Source organism: Leifsonia xyli (assembly GCA_001647635.1).
GTDB lineage: Bacteria > Actinomycetota > Actinomycetes > Actinomycetales > Microbacteriaceae > Leifsonia > Leifsonia xyli_A.
Genome location: CP014761.1, coordinates 3141434 through 3162401, shown reverse-complemented (window position 1 = coordinate 3162401; position 20968 = coordinate 3141434). Strand labels below are relative to the sequence as shown.

Sequence of the window (20968 nt, the reverse complement as noted above, 5' to 3'; positions counted from 1 at the left end):
TCCATCGAATGCCCGAAGAGATTGACGACTGAATGACTGCACTGGATCGATATCGTGCGCTCTCTAACGAGCGGATGGTGACGGTCAGCGGCGACGACAAATCCAGCGGCTCCTGGGCCGCGGTGCGGGACATCCTCCGCCACCGCGAGCTCCTCTCGCTCCTCGTCCGCCGCGACCTCAAGTCGCGTTACAAGGACAGCGTCCTCGGCTTCGTGTGGACGCTGGTCCGCCCGCTGACCCAGCTGCTGATCTACGCGATCGTCATCGGCAAGATCCTGGGCGCGGAGCACGGCATCGCCGACTTCGCGATCTACGTCTTCACCGGTCTGACCGCGTACGGCCTGTTCAGCGAGATCATCGGCGGCACGACCGCGTCGATCGTCGGCAACGCCGGGCTGATCAAGAAGATCTACCTGCCGCGCGAGATCTTCCCGCTCGCCAGCGTCGGTTCGGCCGGCTTCAACTTCCTCATCCAGTTCGCGATCCTCCTGGTCGCGACGATCGCCATCGGCAAGCCGCCGCTTCACGCGGAGACCTGGTATCTCATCCCGTCCGTGCTCCTGCTCCTGCTGTACGGCACGGCCTTCGGCCTCCTGCTGGCTGCCGTGAACGTGTACCTGCGAGACGTCCAGTACCTTGTGGAGGTCGTACTGCTGCTCCTGCTCTGGGCCTCCCCCATCGTGTACTCCTGGGAGATGGTCGCGAAGGCCCTGGGCCCCGGCATCCTGCTCGACATCTACACGGACAACCCGGTGACGCTCGCGGTGCTCGGATTCCAGAAGGCCATGTGGGTGGGCGGCCAGGGCACGGCGGTCTACCCGGACCAGCTGCTGCTCCGCATGGGCATCGCCTTCCTGGTCGGCCTCGTCCTCCTGTTCGGCTTCCAGCGGGTGTTCGCGCGCCTGCAGGGCAACTTCGCACAGGTGGTGTGACATGACGACAGACACGACAGCAGTCGCCTCGGACGAGGCCGAGGGCGAGACCCCGAGATCGTCCGGGTCGCCGACGTCTCCAAGCGGTTCGTCATCCGCAAGGACAACTCGCTCAAGGAGCGGCTGGTCGCCTTCGGCCGCGGCCGCGAGCACCGCGAGGAGTTCTGGGCGCTCCGGGATGTGTCCCTCACCATTCAGGCGGGCCACACGGTCGCGCTGATCGGCCACAACGGCTCCGGCAAGAGCACGCTGCTCAAGGTCATCGGCGGCATCATCGACCCGACGAGCGGCAGCGTCGCACGCCGCGGTCGCATCGCCGCGCTGCTGGAGCTCGGCGCGGGCTTCCACCCCGACCTCACCGGACGCGAGAACGTCTACCTGAACGCCTCGATCCTGGGCCTCAGCCGCGAGGAGACCGAGGAGCGCTTCGACGAGATCCTGAGCTTCTCGGGCATCGGCGACTTCATCGACACCCAGGTGAAGTTCTACTCCTCCGGCATGTACGTGCGGCTGGCCTTCGCTGTCGCCGTGCACACCGACCCCGACCTGCTCCTGGTGGACGAGGTGCTCGCGGTCGGCGACGAGGCGTTCCAGCGCAAGTGCCTCGACAAGATCCGGTCGTTCCAGCAGGAGGGCCGCACGATCATCCTGGTGACCCACAATCTCAGCCAGGTCACCGAGCTCGCCGACCGCGCGATCCTGCTCAACAAGGGCGAGGTCGTCTACGACGGCGAGCCGGGCGGGGCGGTCACCGAGTTCCGCAACATCCTCGAGGGGCGCCGCGTGCTCGAAGCCGAGGCCGAGGCCGCGGTGCACGCGTCCAAGCACGGCGAGCCGACGGTCGAGCACGGCCGGGTCGTCGAGGCACGCGCCTGGGCCGACGGCCGGGAGCCGGGCGAACCGGTCCAGCCGGGCGACGATCTGCGCATCGAGGTCACCGTCGAGCACGAGGAGGGCATCGACGACTGGATGGCCGCCATCCAGATCGACAACACCCTCGGTCAGCCCGTCTACGGCACCACGACCGCGCGGATCGGCGCCGACGTGTCCCGCCTCAAGGAGCGCCGCACCGTCGCGTTCGTGCTGCGGGACGCCCGCTTCGGCGCCGGCAAGTACTTCGTGAACGCGTCGCTGATGGACCGTGCGGGCCGCCACCTCTCGGACATGCCGCAGGCCTGCTCGTTCGATGTGCCGTACTACCCGCTCGCGGTCGGGATGGTCCACGCCGTCCCCGAGGTCGTCGAGCCGACGGCGTGACCGGCGGCCCGACCGGCGACGCCGCGAGCGTCGCCCCGCGCGTGCTTGCGGTGACGGTCACGTACAACTCCGCCGACACCATCGAGCCGTTCCTGTCGTCGCTGGCGACGGCCGGCCGGATCGACGAGGTCGTGGTGGCGGACAACGCCTCCGCCGAGGCGGCCGAGGTGGAGGCTGCGGTCACGGCCGCGGGGTACCGCTTCGTCGAGCTCCCCGAGAACGAGGGCTACGGCGGCGGGGTGCGTGGCGCGGTCGATGCGGCGCTCGTCGAGCCGGACTATGTGCTGGTGGCCAATCCCGACGTGATCTTCTCCCCCGGTGCCGTGGACGCGCTCGTCGCCGCCGGGCAGCAGCTCCCCTCGGCGGGTTCGCTGGGCCCCAAGATCCTGGACGCCGACGGCACCGTCTATCCCTCCGCCCGCCGGCTCCCGTCGCTCCGCACGGGCGTGGCGCACGCGCTGTTCGGCCGGCTCTGGCCGTCCAATCCCTGGACCGTCCGCTACCGCGCCGAGCGCGAGACCGAGACGCGTCGCGACGCCGGCTGGCTGTCCGGCGCGTGCCTCCTCATCCGCGGCGACGCCTACCGCGAGCTCGGCGGCTTCGACCCCGCCTACTTCATGTACTTCGAGGATGTGGACCTCGGCGACCGGCTCGGCAAGGCCGGCTGGCGCAACGTCTACGTGCCGGAGGCCGTCGTGACCCACACCGGCGCGCACTCCACCTCCCGCGAGCGCAAGCGGATGGAGAAAGCGCACCACGACAGCGCCTACCGCTATCTCTCGCGCAAGTACTCCTCGTGGTACTTCGCGCCGCTGCGTCTCGCGGTGCGGCTGGGCCTCTGGGGGCGCCTGTGGTGGGTGTCGCGGTGAGTGCCGCCTCCTTCGCCCGTCGCGCCGTCTCCGCGGTGCGCTGGCGAGCGGCGATGCGGCTGTACCGCGCCGGCCGGTTCCGGATGCGCGAACTGAAGCGCTCGGGCGACCCGGACGGCGTCGCGGTCATCATGTGCCTGTGGAACCGGCGCGAGCGCATCGACGCGGTGCTCACGCAGCTCGACGCGCAACAGGGCACCCGCGTCCGGCTGCTGCTGTGGAACAACAACCCGTCCGACGACGCGTACTACCGCGAGCGGATCGCCGCGTACCGCCCGCACGGCGCGCTCGCCTCCGTCTCCCTCTTCTCCAGCCCGGTCAACGTCGGCGGTCTCGGCCGCTTCTTCGCCGCCCGCCAGCTGTGGGTCGCGGGCCAGCGCGGCACCTTCGTCATGCTCGACGACGACCAGGACGTCAGCGATGCGTTCATCACCGACCTGCTGGACGCCGCGGGCCCCAGGACGATAGCCGGGTACTGGGCGTGGACCATGGAGGGCGAGTACTGGGCCCGCACCCCCGCCCAGCCCGGTGACCGCGTCAGCTACGTGGGCACCGGCGGCTGCGCCTGCGACCTCGACATCGTCGCCGATCTGTCCTTCTTCACCGAGCTGCCGCGCTACTTCGCCTTCCTCGAGGACATCTGGATGTGCGGCTACGCCCGCAAGCGCGGCTGGGTGCTGCGCAAGGTCGACACCCCGCTGGAGTTCGTGCTCGACGAGACGAACCAGCACCACACGCTCGCCGAGCGCAAGGCGGAGTTCTACCGCTACCTCCGGCTCGACGACAGCCGCTGACCCGCGGCGTCCGCCCAGGCGGGCGTCAGTGTGGCGGGGGCGTCGGCGGGGCGGGCGTCAGCAGGGCCGGAACGACGCGACGTCGGCCGCGAGCGCGGTCGTGCCGCCGATGATCACGACCTTGGTGGTCTTCATCGTGACCAGGTCGTTCCCGATCGACCGCGGCAGGCAGTAGGACCGGGCGACGAACAGCGGCGCCTTCTGGGCACCCGCCACGGCCGAGCCTGCCAGCGCATCCGGGAAGTCGACCCCCGACGCGACGTACACCGTCGACGCGGTCGGGAACTTCTGCGAGTTGACCAGGTGGCTGGTGTCGAAGCGGTCGTAGCCGCCGATCCGCGTCACGGTGGCGCCCGTGGCCCGGATGGACGTGTCCAGCGCCGGGGAGATGGCCGTCGTGCCGCCCACGACCGTGGCGGAGGTGAGCTTCGCCGAGGCCGCGTATCCGCTGGTCCCGGAATCGGTGGTGCCGAATCCGGTCACGAGCACGACGGGCTGACCGCCGGCCCCCGCCGCCGACGCCGCGGAGAGCGCGTCCGGGAAGTTGAGGCCGGAGGCGAAGTAGGCGCCCTTCACCCCGGGGAAGGCGTATTGGGCGAGCAGACGCGAGGTCTCGAAGCGGTCAGAGCCGGCGATGCGCTGCAGGTTCGGCTGCAGGGCCGCGAGCTTCGCCACCGCTGCGGCGGACACCGCGTTCACCCCGCCCACGACGACGATCTTGGCGGGCGCGAGGCGCTTCACCTCGGCCAGCACGCTGTCCGTGACGTCCGCACCGGTCGAGAGCAGCAGCGGCCCCTTCTGGGCGGCGGCCGCCGGGCCGGCGGAGAGCGCATCCGCGAAGTTCATGCCCGAGGCGATGTAGACCACGGGGACGTTACCCGCCGGGTAGGCGGCCTTCGAGACGGCCACCGACGTGTCGAACCGGTCGGAGCCCGAGATCCTGCTGCTGGTGGGGCTGCCGCCGATCGTACTGGAGTAGAGCACCGTGCGGCAGCCGAGGTCGCTGTTGCCGGCCGGGTTGCCGGGCGCCGCGATCGCGACGAGGCACGCCGAGTACTGCCCGTCCGTCGTGCGCGGGACGCTGGCGGCGAAGCCGTGCGCCGGTCCGGCCATCGGGTAGGCGTTGCCGACATCCGGTCGGCTGAGATTGGCCACGGCGGTCTGCGAGCTCACGCCGGACGGGGTGTTCCACGTGATCTGCACGTTGAGCGGCACGGTGCTGAGCGACGGGTCGAACGTCCATCCCGAGACCGAGAAGGTGGTCGCGCCGAGCGTCCCCGCCTCGAAGTTCCCGGTGGGCCGCGCGCCGGACGTGGGGGAACCGAACCAGTCGGCGTAGAGCCGCCAGAAGTTGCGGTTGCCGTAGGCCGAGCATCCGTCGCCGGTCCCGTAGAGGCTGGCGAGCGCCGCGGCGTTGGGCTGGTACGGCGTGTAGTAGTAGAGGGCGGCGGTCGCCTGGTTGCGCACCAGCACGTTGGACGAACCGCAGGCGGCGTTCGGGCTGTAGCGGATCGCGCTCACCTGGCCGACCGGCACCCAGGTGAAGTAGGGCGACGTCCCCGGCGGGTTGCTGTAGCGCTTGAACTGCCACGCGGCCTTGTAGACCTGGTTGTAGAAGCCGAGGGTGGTCGCGTCGCAGCCGCCGGTGTCGGGGCACGCGAAGCCGGTCGCCTTCTGGTACTGACCGGCCGTCGGCGACGTGTCGGTGACCAGGCTCTGCTCCTTCTGGAGCAGGACGAGGATGACCTTCTGGCTGATGCCGCAGGCGGCGCCGACCCGGGCGATGATCGTCGCGGCCGTCTCGTTCGCCACCCCGGAGTAGGCGGCGCACATCGCGTCCGCGGGCCGGGAGTAGGTCGACTCGCGGTAGTCCTTCAGACAGGTGTAGCCGGAGTCGCACTTCGGCACCTGCACGTTGAGCCACGCCTGGATGTTGCCGGCGTCGACCGCGCTCCCGTTGTAGAAGTTGGAGTCGCTGATGATGTAGCCGGGCTGGAAGTCCGTCGCGTTCGCCGCCTCGGCACGCTGGGGCGTCGTGGCGAGGGCGCCGACGAGCACGACCGCTATCACCGAGAGCACGGCGGCGAGCATGCGGAAGGGGTGGCGAGTCGGCGTCACGCGGGCCAGCCTAGCCCGGGGTCGTGCTCCACCCCGGGCGCGACGCACGGAGAGCGCGCTACTCGCTCAGCAGACGCATGAGGTAGCTGCCGTAGCCGCTCTTCACGAGCGGCCCGGCCAGTGCCTCGAGCTGCGCGTCGTCGATCCACCCGGCGCGCCAGGCGATCTCCTCGATGCAGCCGACCTTGAAGCCCTGCCGGTCCTCGATGACGCGCACGTACTCGGACGCCTGCATCATCGACTCGAACGTCCCGGTGTCGAGCCACGCGGTACCGCGGTCGAGCACCTGGACCTGCAGGTCGCCGGCCTCGAGGTACCGCTCGTTGACCGTCGAGATCTCCAGCTCGCCGCGCGCGCTGGGCTCGATGGTCTTCGCGATCTCGACCACGCGGTTGTCGTAGAAGTACAGGCCGGGGACGGCGTACTTGGACTTCGGCTTCGCCGGCTTCTCCTCGATGGAGATGGCCTTGAAGTCGTCGTCGAACTCGACAACGCCGTACGCGGTGGGGTTGCTGACCTGGTAGGCGAAGATCAGGGCGCCGTCGATGCTGCTGTGGTTGCGGAGCGACGAGCCGAGTCCGGTGCCGTGGAAGATGTTGTCGCCGAGGACGAGGGCGACCGACTCGTCGCCGATGAACTCCTCGCCGATGATGAACGCCTGCGCGAGGCCGTCCGGCGACTCCTGCACCGCGTACTCGATGCGGATGCCGAGGTGCGAGCCGTCGCCGAGCAGGGCACGGAACTGGTCGTTGTACTCGGGGGTGGTGATGATGAGGATCTCGTCGATGCCCGCCATCATCAGCGTCGACAGCGGGTAGTAGATCATCGGCTTGTCGTAGATGGGCATCAGCTGCTTCGAGATGCCCTTGGTGATCGGCCACAGCCGGGTGCCGGATCCGCCGGCGAGGATGATGCCGCGCATCGTCAGTTGCCTCCCTTGTCGGTGGATGCGTCGAGCGACGCGTAGTACGCGCGGGCCGCGTCCCAGGTGGGGAGCAGGCCGGCCGCGGCGGCCTCCGCGAGCGACGGCGCGTCGGTGTCCTTCGGGGACAGCAGCGGCTCGCCTGCCTCCTCCGGGAAACGCAGCGCGATGTCCGGGTCGAGCGGGTTGATGCCGTGCTCGCGTCCCGGGTTGTAGACATCGGTGACGAGGTAGCTCACGGTGGCGTCGTCGGTCAGCGCGACGAAGCAGTGGCCCAGCCCCTCGGCGATGTAGATGGCGCGACGGTCGGTGTCGTCGAGCAGCACCGAGTCCCACTGGCCGTACGTCGGCGAGCCGACGCGGATGTCGATCACGTAGTCGAGCACGGCGCCGCGCGTGGCGGTCACGTACTTGGCCTGGCTCGGCGGGATGTCGGCGAAGTGGATGCCGCGCACGGACCCGCGCCGGGACACGGAGGTGTTGGCCTGCCGCAGGTCGAGGCGGTGGCCGACGGCCTCCTCCAGCCGGTCGAACCGGTACCACTCCAGGAACACGCCGCGGTCGTCGGCGTGCTGCTTCGGGGTGATCTCGTACGAGTCGGGGATCGTCAATTCGCGGATCTGCACTCCGAGAGTCTACTGGCAGACCGAGAAGGCCCCCACCTGGGCCCCCAGGGCGTTGGCGCCGCCGAGGAGGCCGATGGCGGTCGAACGCAACCCGAGCTCCGCGGCGCCGGGATAGACGCAGCCGGACGGGGAGACCAGCAGCGGACCTCCGGCCTTGCCGGCCCAGGCGGCTCCGGCGAGCGCGTCCGGGAACGAGGTACCCGACGCGTAGTAGGAGGTCGTGGTCGCGCCGGGGAACGCCTGCGCGTTGACCGCGATGCTGGTCTCGAAGCGGTCGGAGCCCTGGAGGCGGGTGACAGTGATCCCGTTGCTCGCCAGGCTCGACTGGAATCCGCTGGAGACGATCGTCGTGCCGCCGACGATGGTCACGTTCGTGATGTGCAGGTCGCGCAGGCCCTGCAGGGTGCCCGCATCGACCGCGCCGAGCGCGCCGTTGACCAGGATGACCGGCTCGTGCTTCGCGCCCGCGGCGCCTCCCGCGGAGAGCGCGTCGGCGAAGCCCAGCCCCGACGCGATGTACGCGGAGCTCGACGAGGTGCCGAAGGCCTGCTGCGCGATGACGACCGAGGTGTTGAAGCGGTCGTAGCCGCCGAGGCGGGTGATCGCGGGCTGCACGGTCGCCAGCTGGCCGAGGACGGCGTCGGTGATGACGTTGACCCCGCCGGCGACGTAGATGTGCTTCGGCTTGAGCCGCTGCAGTTCGGTCATGATCACCTGCGGGACGGCCGTCGTCTGGACGAGCAGGAGCGGGCCGCCGGCCTGCGTCGCCGCGGGCGCCGCCGCCAGCGCGTCGGGGAAGTTCAGGCCGTTGGCGATGTAGACCGCGTCCACACCCGTCCCCGGGCTCGGGTAGGCGGCCTGCGAGATGGCGGCCGCCGTCTCGAACCGGTCTCCACCGGCGATGCGGTACACCGCCGGCACCGAGCCCGCGGTCGAGGAGCCGTACCAGGCGTTGAACAGCATCCAGAAGTTGCGGATGCCGTACGCGGAGCAGTCGTCGCCCTCGCCGGGGTAGCTCGCGAGGGAGGCGGCGTTCGGCGTGTACGGGGTGTAGATATACAGCGCCCGGGTCGCCTCGTTCTGCACGGCGACCTGCTTCGTCCCGCAGCTCGCGTCGAGGTTGTAGCCGATCGCGCTGACCTTTCCGACCGGGAACCGGTTCGCGAAGTACGGGTCGGCCCCGTACTGCTTGAACTGCCACGCCGCGCCGTACACCTGGTTGAAGAAGCCGGTCGAGGTGGGCGTGTCGTCGCACTGCGGGTCCGCCCCGACGTCCGGGCAGTTCCATCCGGTCGCGTGGTCGTACATCCACTGGGTGGGCGCAGACGTGGAGATGAGGCCCTGCTCCTTCTGGACCAGAGCGACCAGCACCGCCGGATTGATGCCGCAGGCCGCGCCGACACCCGCGAAGATCTGCGCGGCCGTCTGTCCGCTTCCTCCCGTGTATCCGGCCGGGCACGCGGCACCCGCCGCCTTGCTCGGCGTCGTGAACGTCGCGCTCTTGAGGCACGCCGGATTGCTGCCGGCCGGGCAGCTCGCGCCCTTGGTGTTCAGAAGCGATTGGATCGTGGAGGCCGACCAGGCCGTGCCGTTGAAGAACACGGCGTCGCTGACCAGGTCGCCGTCGACGAACTTCGACAGGTCGGCGTCTGCGGCGCCCAGCGGCGAGACGCCGCTCGAGAGGCCCTCGACCACGTACCGGTTCTGCTGCTGCGCGGTCGGCGGCGCACCGGGAGAGACTTCCTGCGCCACCGCGGGCGACGCCGTCATCACCCCCACCGCGACCGCGAGCGACAACAGAGCAGTGACCATCGCGCGCGCCCTCGCGCGCTTCCCCCCAGAGACCATGATCGGCAGCCTAGCGGTCCCGCCTCGGCCCTCTGCAAGAGCTTCCATGCCCTACCCGGTAGACTCGCCCGGTAATCCAACTCCGTGAGGCAGGTCATCCATCCCCATGAAGATTCTCGTCACCGGCGGCGCCGGTTTCATCGGCTCGAACTTCGTCCGCCGCACCCTGCAGGACGCGTACCCGGGCCTCGAGGGCGCCGAGGTCGTCGTCCTCGACGCGCTGACCTACTCGGGCAACCTCGCCAACCTGGCGCCCGTGGCCGACTCGCCGCGTTACACCTTCGTCAAGGGCGACATCCGCGACGGCGGCCTGCTCGACGAGCTCTTCCCGACCGTGGACGCGGTGGTGCACTTCGCCGCCGAGTCGCACGTCGACCGCTCGGTGCGCGACGCCTCCATCTTCGTCGAGACCAACGTCCTCGGCACCCAGCAGCTGCTCGACGCAGCGCTGCGCAACAACCTGAAGCGCTTCGTCCACGTCTCCACCGACGAGGTCTACGGCTCGATCGCCGAGGGCTCGTGGGCGGAGGACCGCCCGCTGGAGCCGAACTCGCCGTACTCCGCCTCGAAGGCCGGCAGCGACCTCCTCGCGCGCAGCTACTTCCGCACCCACGGCCTCAACCTCTCGATCACGCGCTGCTCGAACAACTACGGGCCATACCACTTCCCCGAGAAGGTCATCCCGCTGTTCGTGACGAACCTCATCGACGACAAGCACGTGCCGCTCTACGGCGAGGGCAACAACATCCGCGACTGGCTGCACGTCGACGACCACACCCGCGGCATCGCGATGGTGCTGGTGAACGGCCGCGCCGGCGAGATCTACAACATCGGCGGCGGCACCGAACTCACCAACAAGGAGCTCACCCAGCTGCTGCTCGACGCCACCGGCAAGGACTGGTCGTACGTCGACCGCGTCGCCGACCGTCTCGGCCACGACCTGCGCTACTCGGTCGACATCTCCAAGATCCAGTCGGAGCTCGGCTACGAGCCGCTGGTGCCGTTCCAGCAGGGCCTCGCCGACGTGGTGCAGTGGTACCGCGACAACCGCGCCTGGTGGGAGCCGCTGAAGGCCCGCGCGGCGCTCGACAACTGATGACGCGCTACCTCATCGCCGGCGCAGCCGGGATGCTCGGCCAGGACCTCCAGAAGGCGCTGGCGGGCCGTGAGGTGACCGCCCTGTCGCGCGCCGAGCTCGACGTGACCGACCGGGATGCGGTGCTCGCCGCCGTCGCCGGCCACGACGTCGTGATCAACGCCTCCGCCTACACGAAGGTTGACGACGCGGAGACCCACGAGGACGACGCCTACGCCATCAACGCGCTCGGCACCGAGAACCTCGCGTTCGCCGCAGCACGGAACGGCGCACGGTTCGTCACGGTCTCCACCGACTACGTGTTCGACGGCGAGGCGACCGAGCCGTACGCCGAGGACACCCCGCGCGACCCGCTGAACGCCTACGGCCGCACCAAGGCGGCCGGCGAGGAGCTCGCGCTCGCGGCGCACCCGGACGGCGCGTACGTCGTCCGCACGGCCTGGCTGTACGGCGCCGGCGGCCCGAACTTCGCCAAGACGATGGTGAAGCTCGCGGGCAGCCACGAGACCGTCAGCGTCGTCGACGACCAGGTCGGGCAGCCGACGTGGACCGGCGATCTAGCGGCGCAGATCGTCGCGCTCGTCGACAGCGACGCGCCGGCCGGCGTGTACCACGGGACGAATTCCGGCCAGACTTCCTGGTACGGCTTCGCGCGCGCGGTCTTCGCCGCGGCCGGGCTCGATCCGGAGCGCGTGAAGCCGACGGACAGCTCCTCCTTCGTCCGCCCGGCCCCGCGCCCGTCCTACTCCGTACTGGGGCACGACGCGTGGACGCGCGCCGGGCTGCAGCCCATGCGGCCCTGGCAGGAGGCCCTCGAGGCGGCGACCGCCGCCGGTCTCTTCGACTGACCCGGGCGTTCCTTCCGGACACGAACCCCGGTCGGGGGATTTGCGGGCGATTTCCCCGGCCGTCTAGGTTTGCTGCGACACCATCAGCGCGGGGATCGAAGTGCCCGATTCGCCCTCGCCTTCGACGAGGGATGCCTTTTCGTGAACCGAGCACTTGTCCTCGCCGTGGCGGCCGCGGCCGGCCTCGCGCTGCTGGCCCCGGCTCCGGCCTCCGCGCAGAGCGCCACGCCGGCACGCTCCGCCGTCGTCGCGACGGCCGCCGCGCCGGGCACGGGCGGGCCGCACTCAGACGCGCCGGACACGAACGCCACGCCTCCCGCACTCCCCCGGCTGCACCCGCGGTCCGCAGACGCCTTCCGCTCCGCCGCCGAGAAGCTCCAGCCGGGCGTCGCCCAGGCGGTCCGCCGCGACCTCCACATCGACCCGGCGCAATACCTGGCGCAGGCGGCCGCGGCTCAGGATGCGGACGCGCTCGTCGGCGCGCTGAAGGACCGGACCGGCGCGACCGTCAGCGCGCGCCTCGACGGCACCGCTGTGACCGTCTACGCGTCGGACGCTCAGACGGCGTCCCTGGCCCGGGAGGCGGGGGCGACGGCCGTCGTCGGGGCCGCGCCCCACCGCCCGCTGCCGAAGGTCGCACTGCGGCCCCTGGCGGGCGAGGTGTACGGCGGGCAGCCCTACCTGATCAAGAACGCATCCGGTGCCTGGCGGTGCTCGGCCGGCTTCCCCGGCTACGCCGTCGCGAGCGGGGCGCCGCAGCTCCTCTCGGCCGGTCACTGCGTCGAGCCGGGCTCCACGACCTCGGAGCTCAGCATGACCGGGCCGCAGAAGTACACCGGTTCGGACGGTACGGTCGGCGCCCCGCTCGGTCCCTGGGTCAGCGGCGCCAATCAGTTCGGCAACGACGCCGACTCCTCGCTCATCGCGCTGACCGGCGGTCACACCCCGCAGTCGTCGGTGCTGACCTGGGGGACGAACGGCACGGGCACCCCGCTGGGCACCGCTCCCAGCACCGTGACCGGCGTGGGTGCTGCCGTCGCCGGCGCGCCGCTGTGCAAGAGCGGCTCGACGACCGGATGGACCTGCGGCACGATCGAGGAGACCGACGCGAGCGTGTCGGTCGAGGACGAGAACGGCGTGCACTCGGTGAACTCGATCATCGCGACCACCTGCGCCGACCACGGCGACAGCGGCGGTGCGGCCATGACCGGCGGCACGGCCATCGGCCTCGTCTCCGCGGGCCCGGACATCGCGTGCGACCAGCAGGGTTACTTCACCGCGTTCTACCCGCTCGTCTCCTCGGCCGGGCGCTCCAGCGTCATGTCGCGCTACTCCGGGAGGTGGGAGCCCGCGGTGTCCGTCACAGCCACCGTCGCTGTCACCTCGCTGCCGGCGAGCAACCACGTGACGCAGGGCGCCACGATCTCGGGCACCGCCACCGGCGCCGTCTCCGGTTCCACCGTCCGCCTCCAGCTCGCGTCGGAGAGCACGGCACGGGTGGCGACGATCGTGAACGGCGCGTGGTCCGTGTCGCTCGTGGGCGCGCCCAACGGCGACACCAGCTTCACCGTGCGTGCGGCCTACGGCACGCGCTCGGTCGGCCCGGCCGTCGGCGGCCCGCTCTCGATCGACGCGATCCCGACACAGCGGATCGCGGGCACGGACCGCTTCGACACGAGCGTGAAGATCGCCCAGGAGGCGTATCCGACGACGGCGAACACAGTCTGGGTCGCCAACGGCCTCAACTACCCGGATGCGCTGAGCGCCGCGCCGGCGGCGGCGAAGGAGGGCGGTCCCCTGCTGCTCGTCGCCTACACGCTCTCGGACGCGGTGCGGGACGAGATCCTGTCGCTGCACCCGAAGACGATCCGCGTCGTCGGAGGCGTCAACGCCGTTTCGCCCGCCATCGAGTCGGCGCTCGTCGACGTCGGGAAGCAGCTAGGCGCCACGGTGACGCGCATCGCCGGCTCGGACCGTTTCGAGACCTCCCGCCAGATCGCAACGACGGCGTTCGGCGCCTCCATCCCGACCGTGTTCGTCGCCACCGCTATGAACTTCCCGGACGCCCTGGCCGCCGGTGCCGCCGCGGGCGCGGCCGGCGCTCCCGTCCTGCTGGTCAACGGCAGCGCCCCGTCCGTGGATTCGTTCACCACCGCCTTCCTGAAGAACACCACCGCTATCAAGGTCGTCGGCGGCGTCAACGTCGTCAGTCCGGGAGTCGTCAGCGGCCTCGGCGCGAACGGCGCGACGGTCACCCGGCTGTCGGGCAGCGACCGGTTCGAGACGGCGGAGCAGGTCGGACGCGCGTCGTTCGCGACGTACACCACCGCCTACCTCGCCAGCGGTCTCGGGTTCCCGGACGCCCTGTCCGGATCGGCGCTGGCCGGGGCCAAGGGCGCCCCGCTGTTCACCACGAACGGCGGCTGCGTCCCGCGCTCGGTGCTCTCGGACCTCGGCGCCCAGAACGCGCAGCGCGTGTTCCTGCTCGGAGGCACCGCCGTCCTGGCCACCTCGCTGAACTCTCTCACCGCCTGCTGACCCGCGCCGTCGTGCGCGCCCAGCGACTTCCGGGCCGGAGCATGGTTTCATAGGATCCGACATCCGGACGGGAGACAGGAGCGGGCATGACGACCCTCAGAGTGATCGTCGACGACCTCGTCGTCGACGCACCCCAGGGGGCGCGCCGCTACACCGAGGAGCTGACTCGCCAGCTCATCCTCACTGCTCCGCGGAACTGCGACGTGGAGGCGATCGTCTCCGCCGTCTCGGACCAGCAGCTGGAGGAGGTTCGCACTCGTCTTCCCGGCGTCGCGGCGGTGACCCGACTCCCCCTCGCCCGCCGCGAGCTGTCGCTCGCGTGGCAGTCCGGCCTCGCCGTCGGCGGCCCTCCCGGCATTCTGCACGCCCCCACACTGCTCGCGCCGCTGCGGCGCCACAGCCAGCTGGATGCGCCCGAGCAGGTCGCCGTCACCATCCACGACACGCTCGCGTGGACCCATCCTGACGCCCTCGGCACGCCGACGACGCTGTGGACGAAGGCGATGGCCAAGCGCGCCCGCAAGCACGCCGACGCCATCGTCGTCCCCACCCACGCCGTCGCCGACCGCCTGGCCGACGTGCTCGACTTCGGCGACCGCATCCGCGTGATCGGCGGGGCACCGGCCACCGCCCTCCGCGTCCCGGCCGACGCCGACGAGCGCGCCGAGCGGCTGGGGCTGCCGGAGCGGTACGCCTTCACGCTGGGCTCCGTCGAGCCGCGTAAGGGTCTCGCTCCGCTCATCCGGGCGATGGCCCGTCCCGAGGCGGAGGGTCTTCCTCTGCTGATCGCCGGGCCTGACCGCGTCGGCGAGCGCTCGGCCACCGGCGTGGCCGCGGCGGCGGGTCTGCCGGAGGACCGCGTCCGCGCACTCGGCCGCCTGGAGGACGCGGATCTCGCCGTCGCACTCGACCGCGCGACGCTGTTCGTCTTTCCGAGCCTGGCGGAGGGCTTCGGCCTGCCGATCGTGGAGGCGTTCAAGTTCGGCCTCCCGGTCATCCACTCGGACGACCCGGCCCTCGTGGAGGTCGCAGCCGGTTCGAGCCTGGTGGTCGAGCGGCCGGCGAGCACAGAGGACGACGCCGCATACTCGGAGCTCCTCGCCGAGGCCATCGGACGCGTGCTGACCGACGACGAGCTGCGCTCCCGGTTGAGCGTGCTCGCCGCCGACCGCGCCCGCGCGTTCAGCTGGCGCGACTCCGCCGAGCGCGTGTGGCAGCTCCACGCGGACCTCTGACCCGGCCTCCCCACCAGGCGGCGAGCGCGATGACCACGAGCGCCGCGAGGTACAGCACAGCCCACCAGGGGAAGCCCAGGGCCGCGGGAGGCTCCCTCGCTCTGTCGAGGTCGCCGGTCGGTGTGGGGATGATCCGCTCTCCGGTGACGAGGATGCGGTGCGTGTTGATCCCAAGTGGTGTGCACGTCACCAGCGTGACGAGGTCCCTCCCCGCCTCCTGACGGAGCGCGGCGGTGTCCGTGGGCTCGACCACCCGCGTGGCCGTGACCTCATAGGCGAGGACGCGACCGAAGGTCGTCATGATGAACCGGTCGCCCACCGAGACTCTGTCCAGGTCGGTGAACATCGTGCTCTCGGCCAACCCCCGATGCGCCGTGATGACGGCATGGCTGTTCACGCCGCCGATGGGGAGCGACGTCCCCCGGAGGTGGCCGGCGCCCCGGAGCAGCGTCCTCTCGTCGGTCCCGTGGTAGATCGGCAGGTCGACACCGATCACAGGGATCTGGATGCGGGCCATGATCCCGTTGGGCGTGCGCAACAGCTTCGCGTAGTCGAGGGATGGCTGCGCGCTCGTGCCGTCGCCGGTGGCGATGGCGGTGCCGGGCTCGAGCGTCGCTCCGGACGAGAGCGCGTCGTTGTAGTCCTGGGCCGCGCGCAGCTGGCGCTCTGCGGCCGGCCCCAGGCCGTCGATCGCGTCGATGTAGTCGCCGACGGCGAGGGACTGGTTGTAGCCCGAGAACCAGCCGGCGGCCGGCGAGTAGGTCAGCGCGGTCACCCCGCCCACGGCGAGGATCACCGCGAGGATCAGCACGACACTCGGCCGCCAGCGCCTCGTCGTCGCTGGGAGGACGGACCGACCCGGTGCGCCGGGCCGCCCTCCCTGCGACGAGCGCCGATCAGTCGCCCGCGCGCGTCGCATTGCGGCGACGGACGAGGAGCACGCCGCCGACCGCGACGACGACCAACGCGATACCGCCGATGGTCAGCGCCACCTGGGCGTTCGATCCGGTGAACGGCAGCTCGGGCGCGCCCTGCTGCCGGTTCTCGATCGTCACCAGCGGCACCGCGCCGTTGGCGCCCGTCTTCACGAGGACCGGCGTCAGCTTCCCCGTGCTGTTCGGGAGCACGAATCCGGCCGGAGCGGCGATCTCCTCCAGCACGTAGCACCGCGCATCGACATCGTGGCCCGCGACCGTCGTGGTGGAGACGGTGCCGTCGGCCTCGACCGTCTTCTCGGTGTCGCCGATCCAGAGACCGGGGACGGCGACGGTGCCCGCGCTGTCCGACGTGACCACGTAGGGGTCGCCGCTCACCGGGTCGGCGACCTGTGCGAGACCCGCGATGTCCGCCGCGCAGTCATGGTCGGTGTCGCCCCGGTAGAGGCGGAACTTCGCACCGGCGAGGCCGTCGGCGGCGTCAGCGGCGTTGACCTTCCGAACCGTCAGGTCGCCCCACCTGGTCGTGGCGGTGGTGGTGGGCGATCCGTCCGGACCGTTCGGGCTGCCGGGGGTGAGGACGAAGTCGTTCAGATTCACGAACGCCGTGTTGTCGATCTCGCCTACGGCGTTCGCGGCGGCTTCGAATCCGAACACGACATGCTGTCCTGCCCGGAGGTTCGCCAGCCCAGCCGGCGTGAACGTCACCGTGAGCCTCTGCCCCGCCCAGACCGCCTGATAGTCGACGTCGGCCACGAGACTCGTGGAGCCCGCCTCGACGGTCACTCCCTTGCCTGTTGACGGGGTCAGCTTCGCGTCGAGCGTGTCGACCATCGAGAACGTGGTGTAGGCCTCACCCGGCGCGAGCGCGGGGACCAGCTGCGTGACCTCGTACCGCACCGGCGCGCCCAGCAGCGACCCGTTCGCAGGCTGGCCGACGACGTTCTTCACCGGACCCGTCGCGATGGTGTTCTTGGGGTAGACGTTCACCGCGTAGACCCATCCGCCCGTGAGGTCGTGGGGGTCCTGCGGTGACGGGAGCGTCACGATGAAGGGCGCCGCTGGGGCGACGACGTTCGCCGGCGCCGAGATCTCGCGCACGAAGTACGCCCCGAGCGGCAGATCCGCCGCCGACGCGGCACGGCCGGCCGCGTCGGTGGCCGGCAGCTCGGCGCAGCCGGTCAGCGCATGGGAGGCGAGCGTGTCGACTCCGTGAGCGCCGGAGGCGAGCCTGTCAGCGGCGGTGATGGCGTTCACGGCATCCCACCCCGAGCCGGAGCCGTCGAGGAGGTCGATGCCGTCGATGGTGCAGTACTCGAACACGACGCCCGCGATCGGGGCGGTGTCCGGGTCCGTGCCTGTTCCCGAAGGGTTCTGGGATCCGTTCCCCGGATCGGCGTACTTGTGGATGATGATCTGGCCGGTGCGCGCCGGGTCGATGGAGGCGGCCGACGCGGCCGTCGCCGACGTCAGCACTCCCAGTGCCCCGAGCGACAACGCCGTTCCGACAGCGAGCGCAGTGCGCCCGCGGAGCCCCGAGTTCGTGGTCATTGCAGTGTTACTCCCTGGTTCGAAGCCGCTGTAAGCGGATGAGCGAGGCGACATGCCCTCACACTTGAGGACCGGCCCAGGGCGGCCTTCGCTACGCGATTCGCCAGGGTATAGATGGGTTTGGGGGTATATATGCGCGGCGCTGAGCGAAAGCGCTAGCGGCGCGACGGCGCCGCCGACTCGGCGTCCGTCCGCGACTCCGCCGAGGACGCCTCCTCGCGCCCGAACCAGGTGGCGTAACGCTTCGACGCCCACGCGCCGGCGGCCTTCGACCAGCCGTGGCTGCGCTTCTCGATCAGCCACGTGAAGCCGACCGCGACCAGCACCGCCACCGGGATGCCGAACAGGAACGGGCCCACGAACCACGCAGCGTCGGCGAACAGGTAGGTGCTGAAGATGAGGATCGGGACGTGCACCAGGTACAGGCTGAACGAGATCGTGCCCGAGAATTGCACCGGACGGGTCTCCAGCAGCGCGCGCAGCGGCTTCCAGCCGAGCGCGGCGACGACCAGGCCGGCCGCCGCGAGCGGGACCATGCCTTTCAGGACGGGCTCGAGCTCCGGGATCTCCCCGACGTTCGGACCGACCAGCCACGGCGCGATCAGCAGCAGGAGGCTGCCGGTGGTCAGTCCCGCCCAGAGCGGGTGGCGGTACCAGTGCGTGTTGATCCGCTCGGCGACGTTGCGGACGGCATCGAGCCGGACGGCGATGACCGCTCCGACGAAGAACGCCGGCAGGTACTGCAGCTCGCCCGAGCCGGCGTGCACGCCCAGATAGGTGAGCGCGCAGGCAGCGGCCAGGCCGCCGATCCACCACTTGCGCACGGCGAGCGCGAGGACGGCGAAGATCGGGAGCGCCAGGGAGAACACCAGCTCCCAGCGCAGCGACCAGAGCGGGTTGTTGATCTGACCGTCGCCGCCGAGGAGGTCCCAGGCCTTGACGATGTACTCCCAGCCGAAGTTGGGCGTGGAGGAGTTGCTGAGCCAGGTGCCGTCGGGCTGCGTCGTCTTCTGCGGGATCGCCATGACCCAGACGGCGGCGAGCAGGACGGACGCCATCACGGGCACCAGCAGGCGCACCGCGCGTCGGGGGAAGTAGGCCACCCAGTCGAAGCCGCGCTTGCGAATGACCGGGAGCGTGACCACCAGTCCGGAGAGGACGAAGAACACGATGACCGACTCCACGCCGGCGGTGAACAGCTTCAGCGGCGTATAACTGATCCACCACATCGCGGAGCCGGTCGGTGCGGTTCCGCCGCCGGGTGCCCCCGGGAAGTCGGGGTTCGTGTACATGGCGTGGTGCAGCAGGACGACCAGAGCGGCGATCCCGCGCAGTCCGTCGAGCGCGGCCAGCCGTCCGCCGTTCACCTGTCCCGTCTTCTCTCCCACGATTCCACCTGTACCCGTCATAAGCGGTCGAAGATACGGGGTTGCGCTGGACAGGTCCTGTGACCTATTAAGGGGCCACCTGGACGCGGCGGGGTCTCCTACTTGCCTGTCGGTTTGGCCGTTGTGGGATGCAACGCCTGCCGGACGAGCTGGTGGATCTGCGTGTAATCCGGGTTCGTCGGGTCGATCGTCGGCGGCACGAGCTCCAGCTGGGAGATCGGCAGCTTCCGCGTCTTCATGCCCAGATCGACGAAGTAGCCGAGCATCGACTGGGGGATGTCCGTCTTCATCACCTGCGAGCCCGCCTTGGCGATGTCCTGGAACTTCGACACGACGTTCACCGGGTTGACCTGCTTGAGGATCGCATCCTGGAGCTGCCGCTGGCGCGCCATGCGGTCGTAGTCGCTCGTGCCGTGCCGCGCCCGGGCGTACCACTGGGCGTGATAGCCGTCGAGGTGGCGCTGACCCGGCTCGATCCACTCGACGACGCCGTTCAGGTTCTCGTCGCCGCCGATCGGGATGCGCTGGGTGACGGTGATGTCGACGCCGCCGAGCGCGTCCACCAGGTCCGCGAAGCCCTGCATGTCGATGAGCACGTAGTACTGGATCTTCAGCCCAGTCGCTCCCTCGAGCGCGTCCCGCATCGCCTCGATACCCGGCTCGCTCTTGTTCTTCGTGGCGTTCGGGTACAGCTCGGGCTTGTACAGCTCGACCTCGGTGTAGATGGAGTTGAGCTGGCAGACGTCGACGTCGCAGCGGTCCTCGTAGCCGTAGCCGTCGGGGTACAGCTTGTGGAGCGGGGAGTCCTTCTGGAACGGCACCGGGTCGAGGTCGCGTGGCAGGCCGATGGTGACCGCCTGGCCGGTGTTCGCGTCGATGCTGACGATCGACATGCTGTCCGGCCGCAGTCCGTCGCGATCGGGACCGGCATCGCCGCCGAGCAGCATGATGTTGTAGCGGCCGTCGACGGGCGGCTGCGACGGCCCCGCCGAGAAGATGTCGCCGAGGGCGCCGCGCGCCGAGCCGGCGACGACCGACGCGTAGCCGGCCGTGCCGGTCACGCCGACGAGGACGAGGATCGCGAAGGCGGCGATCCACCCGCGGGAGTTCTTCGCGGTGCGCACCAGCCGGACCAGCCGCAGCGTGTCGAGCGTGAGCACGACCCACAGCACGGCGTAGAGGATGAGCGCGATCTGCAGCACGGTCAGGCTCGCGGACTGCGTGAACAGCATGTAGACCGTGGACGGCGCCGCCAGGTACAGCACGAGCAAAACGATGGCGAGCAGCCAGAGGGCGAGCGTCGAGAGCACGCCGATCCGCCCGAGCCGCCGGTTGCCGGCGACGAGCTGCGCAGACCCGGGCAGCAGGATGTTCATCAGCACCAGCCACCAGCCGCGACGGGTCATGGTGTGCGGGGACGACGCGTCCGGATGGCGCAGCGGGGTCGCGATCGTGGTCATGCGGTCCTGCTCACAGCTGCGCCTGAAGCGCCCGGTTCTTCTCTTCGACGCTGACCTCGAGGTCGGCGGCGAACCGCGCGAGCGCCTCGGCGAGCGCGTCGTCGGAGGTGGCGAGGATCTTGACGGCGAGCAGTCCGGCGTTCCGAGCGCCGCCGATGGAGACGGTCGCGACCGGGACGCCGGCAGGCATCTGCACGATGGACAGCAGGGAGTCGAGCCCGTCGAGGCGCGCGAGCGGCACCGGCACGCCGATGACGGGGAGCGTGGTGACGGCGGCGAGCATGCCGGGCAGGTGCGCCGCTCCCCCGGCTCCGGCGATGATCGCCTTGACGCCGCGGCCCGCGGCCTCCTTGCCGAACGCGATCATCTTCTCCGGCGTGCGGTGCGCCGAGACGACCTCGACCTCGTGAGCGACGCCGAACTCGGTGAGCACGCGCGACGCCTCCTGCATGACGGACCAGTCGGAGTCGGACCCCATCACGACGGAGATGAGCGGCGAAGCGGAGGACGGCATGGCTGACACTTTAAAGGCGTGTCCCCATCCCGGCCGG

Annotated in this window: 17 protein-coding genes; 8 read left to right on the top strand and 9 right to left on the bottom strand. The window is 70.5% G+C overall.

Translation table 11 applies throughout. The annotated features are described in order from the left end of the window. Window positions 1-32: 32 nt before the first annotated feature. From A0130_15500 to A0130_15485, 4 genes are read left to right on the top strand one after another with little or no spacing between them, the layout of a single operon-like run. On the top strand, window positions 33-932 hold the full coding sequence (locus A0130_15500; protein ANF32879.1) for a sugar ABC transporter: 900 nt from the start codon (window positions 33-35) through the stop codon (window positions 930-932). Between the two features lie 57 nt (window positions 933-989). Next, on the top strand, window positions 990-2189 hold the full coding sequence (locus A0130_15495; GenBank protein ID ANF32878.1) for an ABC transporter: 1200 nt from the start codon (window positions 990-992) through the stop codon (window positions 2187-2189). Further along, window positions 2186-3058, top strand: a complete 873-nt coding sequence (locus tag A0130_15490; protein ID ANF32877.1) for an N-acetylglucosaminyl-diphospho-decaprenol L-rhamnosyltransferase — start codon at window positions 2186-2188, stop codon at window positions 3056-3058. Before A0130_15495 ends, A0130_15490 begins: the two co-directional genes overlap by 4 nt. After that, window positions 3040-3852, top strand: a complete 813-nt coding sequence (locus A0130_15485; protein ANF32876.1) for a hypothetical protein — start codon at window positions 3040-3042, stop codon at window positions 3850-3852. Before A0130_15490 ends, A0130_15485 begins: the two co-directional genes overlap by 19 nt. 57 nt (window positions 3853-3909) lie before the next feature. On the opposite strand, the gene A0130_15480 is transcribed toward A0130_15485, so the two are convergent. The 4 genes from A0130_15480 to A0130_15465 all read right to left on the bottom strand — a co-directional run bounded on the left by A0130_15480 (window position 3910) and on the right by A0130_15465 (window position 9330). Next, entirely contained in the window at window positions 3910-5943 is a 2034-nt protein-coding gene (locus A0130_15480) for a hypothetical protein (protein ANF32875.1), read from the bottom strand. 85 nt (window positions 5944-6028) lie between these two features. After that, window positions 6029-6892 (bottom strand): glucose-1-phosphate thymidylyltransferase, encoded by an 864-nt coding sequence (locus A0130_15475; GenBank protein ANF32874.1) that lies wholly within the window; start codon window positions 6890-6892, stop codon window positions 6029-6031. 2 nt (window positions 6893-6894) lie between these two features. After that, window positions 6895-7518 (bottom strand): dTDP-4-dehydrorhamnose 3,5-epimerase, encoded by a 624-nt coding sequence (locus A0130_15470; GenBank protein ANF32873.1) that lies wholly within the window; start codon window positions 7516-7518, stop codon window positions 6895-6897. A gap of 9 nt (window positions 7519-7527) precedes the next feature. After that, on the bottom strand, window positions 7528-9330 hold the full coding sequence (locus tag A0130_15465; protein ID ANF32872.1) for a hypothetical protein: 1803 nt from the start codon (window positions 9328-9330) through the stop codon (window positions 7528-7530). Between the two features lie 142 nt (window positions 9331-9472). Here A0130_15465 and A0130_15460 point away from each other — a divergent pair, with 142 nt between their 5' ends. The 4 genes from A0130_15460 (at window position 9473) to A0130_15445 (ending at window position 15083) form a co-directional block, all read left to right on the top strand. Next, window positions 9473-10462, top strand: a complete 990-nt coding sequence (locus A0130_15460) for a dTDP-glucose 4,6-dehydratase (GenBank protein ANF32871.1) — start codon at window positions 9473-9475, stop codon at window positions 10460-10462. Then, window positions 10462-11310: an NAD(P)-dependent oxidoreductase gene (locus A0130_15455; protein ANF32870.1), complete on the top strand. Its 849-nt coding sequence runs from the start codon at window positions 10462-10464 to the stop codon at window positions 11308-11310. Before A0130_15460 ends, A0130_15455 begins: the two co-directional genes overlap by 1 nt. Window positions 11311-11451: 141 nt before the next feature. Then, window positions 11452-13848 (top strand): hypothetical protein, encoded by a 2397-nt coding sequence (locus A0130_15450; GenBank protein ANF32869.1) that lies wholly within the window; start codon window positions 11452-11454, stop codon window positions 13846-13848. Between the two features lie 86 nt (window positions 13849-13934). Then, window positions 13935-15083 (top strand): mannosyltransferase, encoded by a 1149-nt coding sequence (locus A0130_15445; GenBank protein ID ANF32868.1) that lies wholly within the window; start codon window positions 13935-13937, stop codon window positions 15081-15083. Here A0130_15445 and A0130_15440 read toward each other — a convergent pair. From A0130_15440 to A0130_15420, 5 genes are all read right to left on the bottom strand, one after another. Next, the gene (locus tag A0130_15440) at window positions 15031-15894 is read right to left on the bottom strand and encodes a sortase (GenBank protein ANF32867.1); all 864 of its coding nucleotides are present in this window, start codon (window positions 15892-15894) and stop codon (window positions 15031-15033) included. The two genes, A0130_15445 and A0130_15440, sit on opposite strands and share 53 nt — an antisense overlap. Before the next feature lie 85 nt (window positions 15895-15979). Continuing rightward, window positions 15980-17569 carry a hypothetical protein gene (locus A0130_15435; GenBank protein ANF32866.1) on the bottom strand — a complete coding sequence of 530 codons (1590 nt, stop codon included), beginning with the start codon at window positions 17567-17569 and terminating at the stop codon, window positions 15980-15982. A gap of 155 nt (window positions 17570-17724) precedes the next feature. After that, window positions 17725-18921, bottom strand: a complete 1197-nt coding sequence (locus A0130_15430; protein ANF33485.1) for a hypothetical protein — start codon at window positions 18919-18921, stop codon at window positions 17725-17727. 134 nt (window positions 18922-19055) lie between these two features. Continuing rightward, a complete protein-coding gene (locus tag A0130_15425) occupies window positions 19056-20417 on the bottom strand; it encodes a transcriptional regulator (GenBank protein ANF32865.1) in 1362 nt (453 codons plus the stop codon). Window positions 20418-20427: 10 nt separating this feature from the next. Next, window positions 20428-20931, bottom strand: a complete 504-nt coding sequence (locus A0130_15420; GenBank protein ANF32864.1) for a N5-carboxyaminoimidazole ribonucleotide mutase — start codon at window positions 20929-20931, stop codon at window positions 20428-20430. Window positions 20932-20968: the final 37 nt, after the last annotated feature.

What these genes read in the sequence shown, in the direction of transcription:
- A0130_15500 (ANF32879.1), top strand. Translation starts at nt 33, where the DNA reads ATGACTGCACTGGATCGATATCGTGCGCTCTCTAACGAGCGGATGGTG.
- A0130_15480 (ANF32875.1), bottom strand. Translation starts at nt 5,943, where the DNA reads ATGCTCGCCGCCGTGCTCTCGGTGATAGCGGTCGTGCTCGTCGGCGCC.
- A0130_15475 (ANF32874.1), bottom strand. Translation starts at nt 6,892, where the DNA reads ATGCGCGGCATCATCCTCGCCGGCGGATCCGGCACCCGGCTGTGGCCG.
- A0130_15465 (ANF32872.1), bottom strand. Translation starts at nt 9,330, where the DNA reads ATGGTCACTGCTCTGTTGTCGCTCGCGGTCGCGGTGGGGGTGATGACG.
- A0130_15460 (ANF32871.1), top strand. Translation starts at nt 9,473, where the DNA reads ATGAAGATTCTCGTCACCGGCGGCGCCGGTTTCATCGGCTCGAACTTC.
- A0130_15455 (ANF32870.1), top strand. Translation starts at nt 10,462, where the DNA reads ATGACGCGCTACCTCATCGCCGGCGCAGCCGGGATGCTCGGCCAGGAC.
- A0130_15445 (ANF32868.1), top strand. Translation starts at nt 13,935, where the DNA reads ATGACGACCCTCAGAGTGATCGTCGACGACCTCGTCGTCGACGCACCC.
- A0130_15435 (ANF32866.1), bottom strand. Translation starts at nt 17,569, where the DNA reads ATGACCACGAACTCGGGGCTCCGCGGGCGCACTGCGCTCGCTGTCGGA.
- A0130_15425 (ANF32865.1), bottom strand. Translation starts at nt 20,417, where the DNA reads ATGACCACGATCGCGACCCCGCTGCGCCATCCGGACGCGTCGTCCCCG.
- A0130_15420 (ANF32864.1), bottom strand. Translation starts at nt 20,931, where the DNA reads ATGCCGTCCTCCGCTTCGCCGCTCATCTCCGTCGTGATGGGGTCCGAC.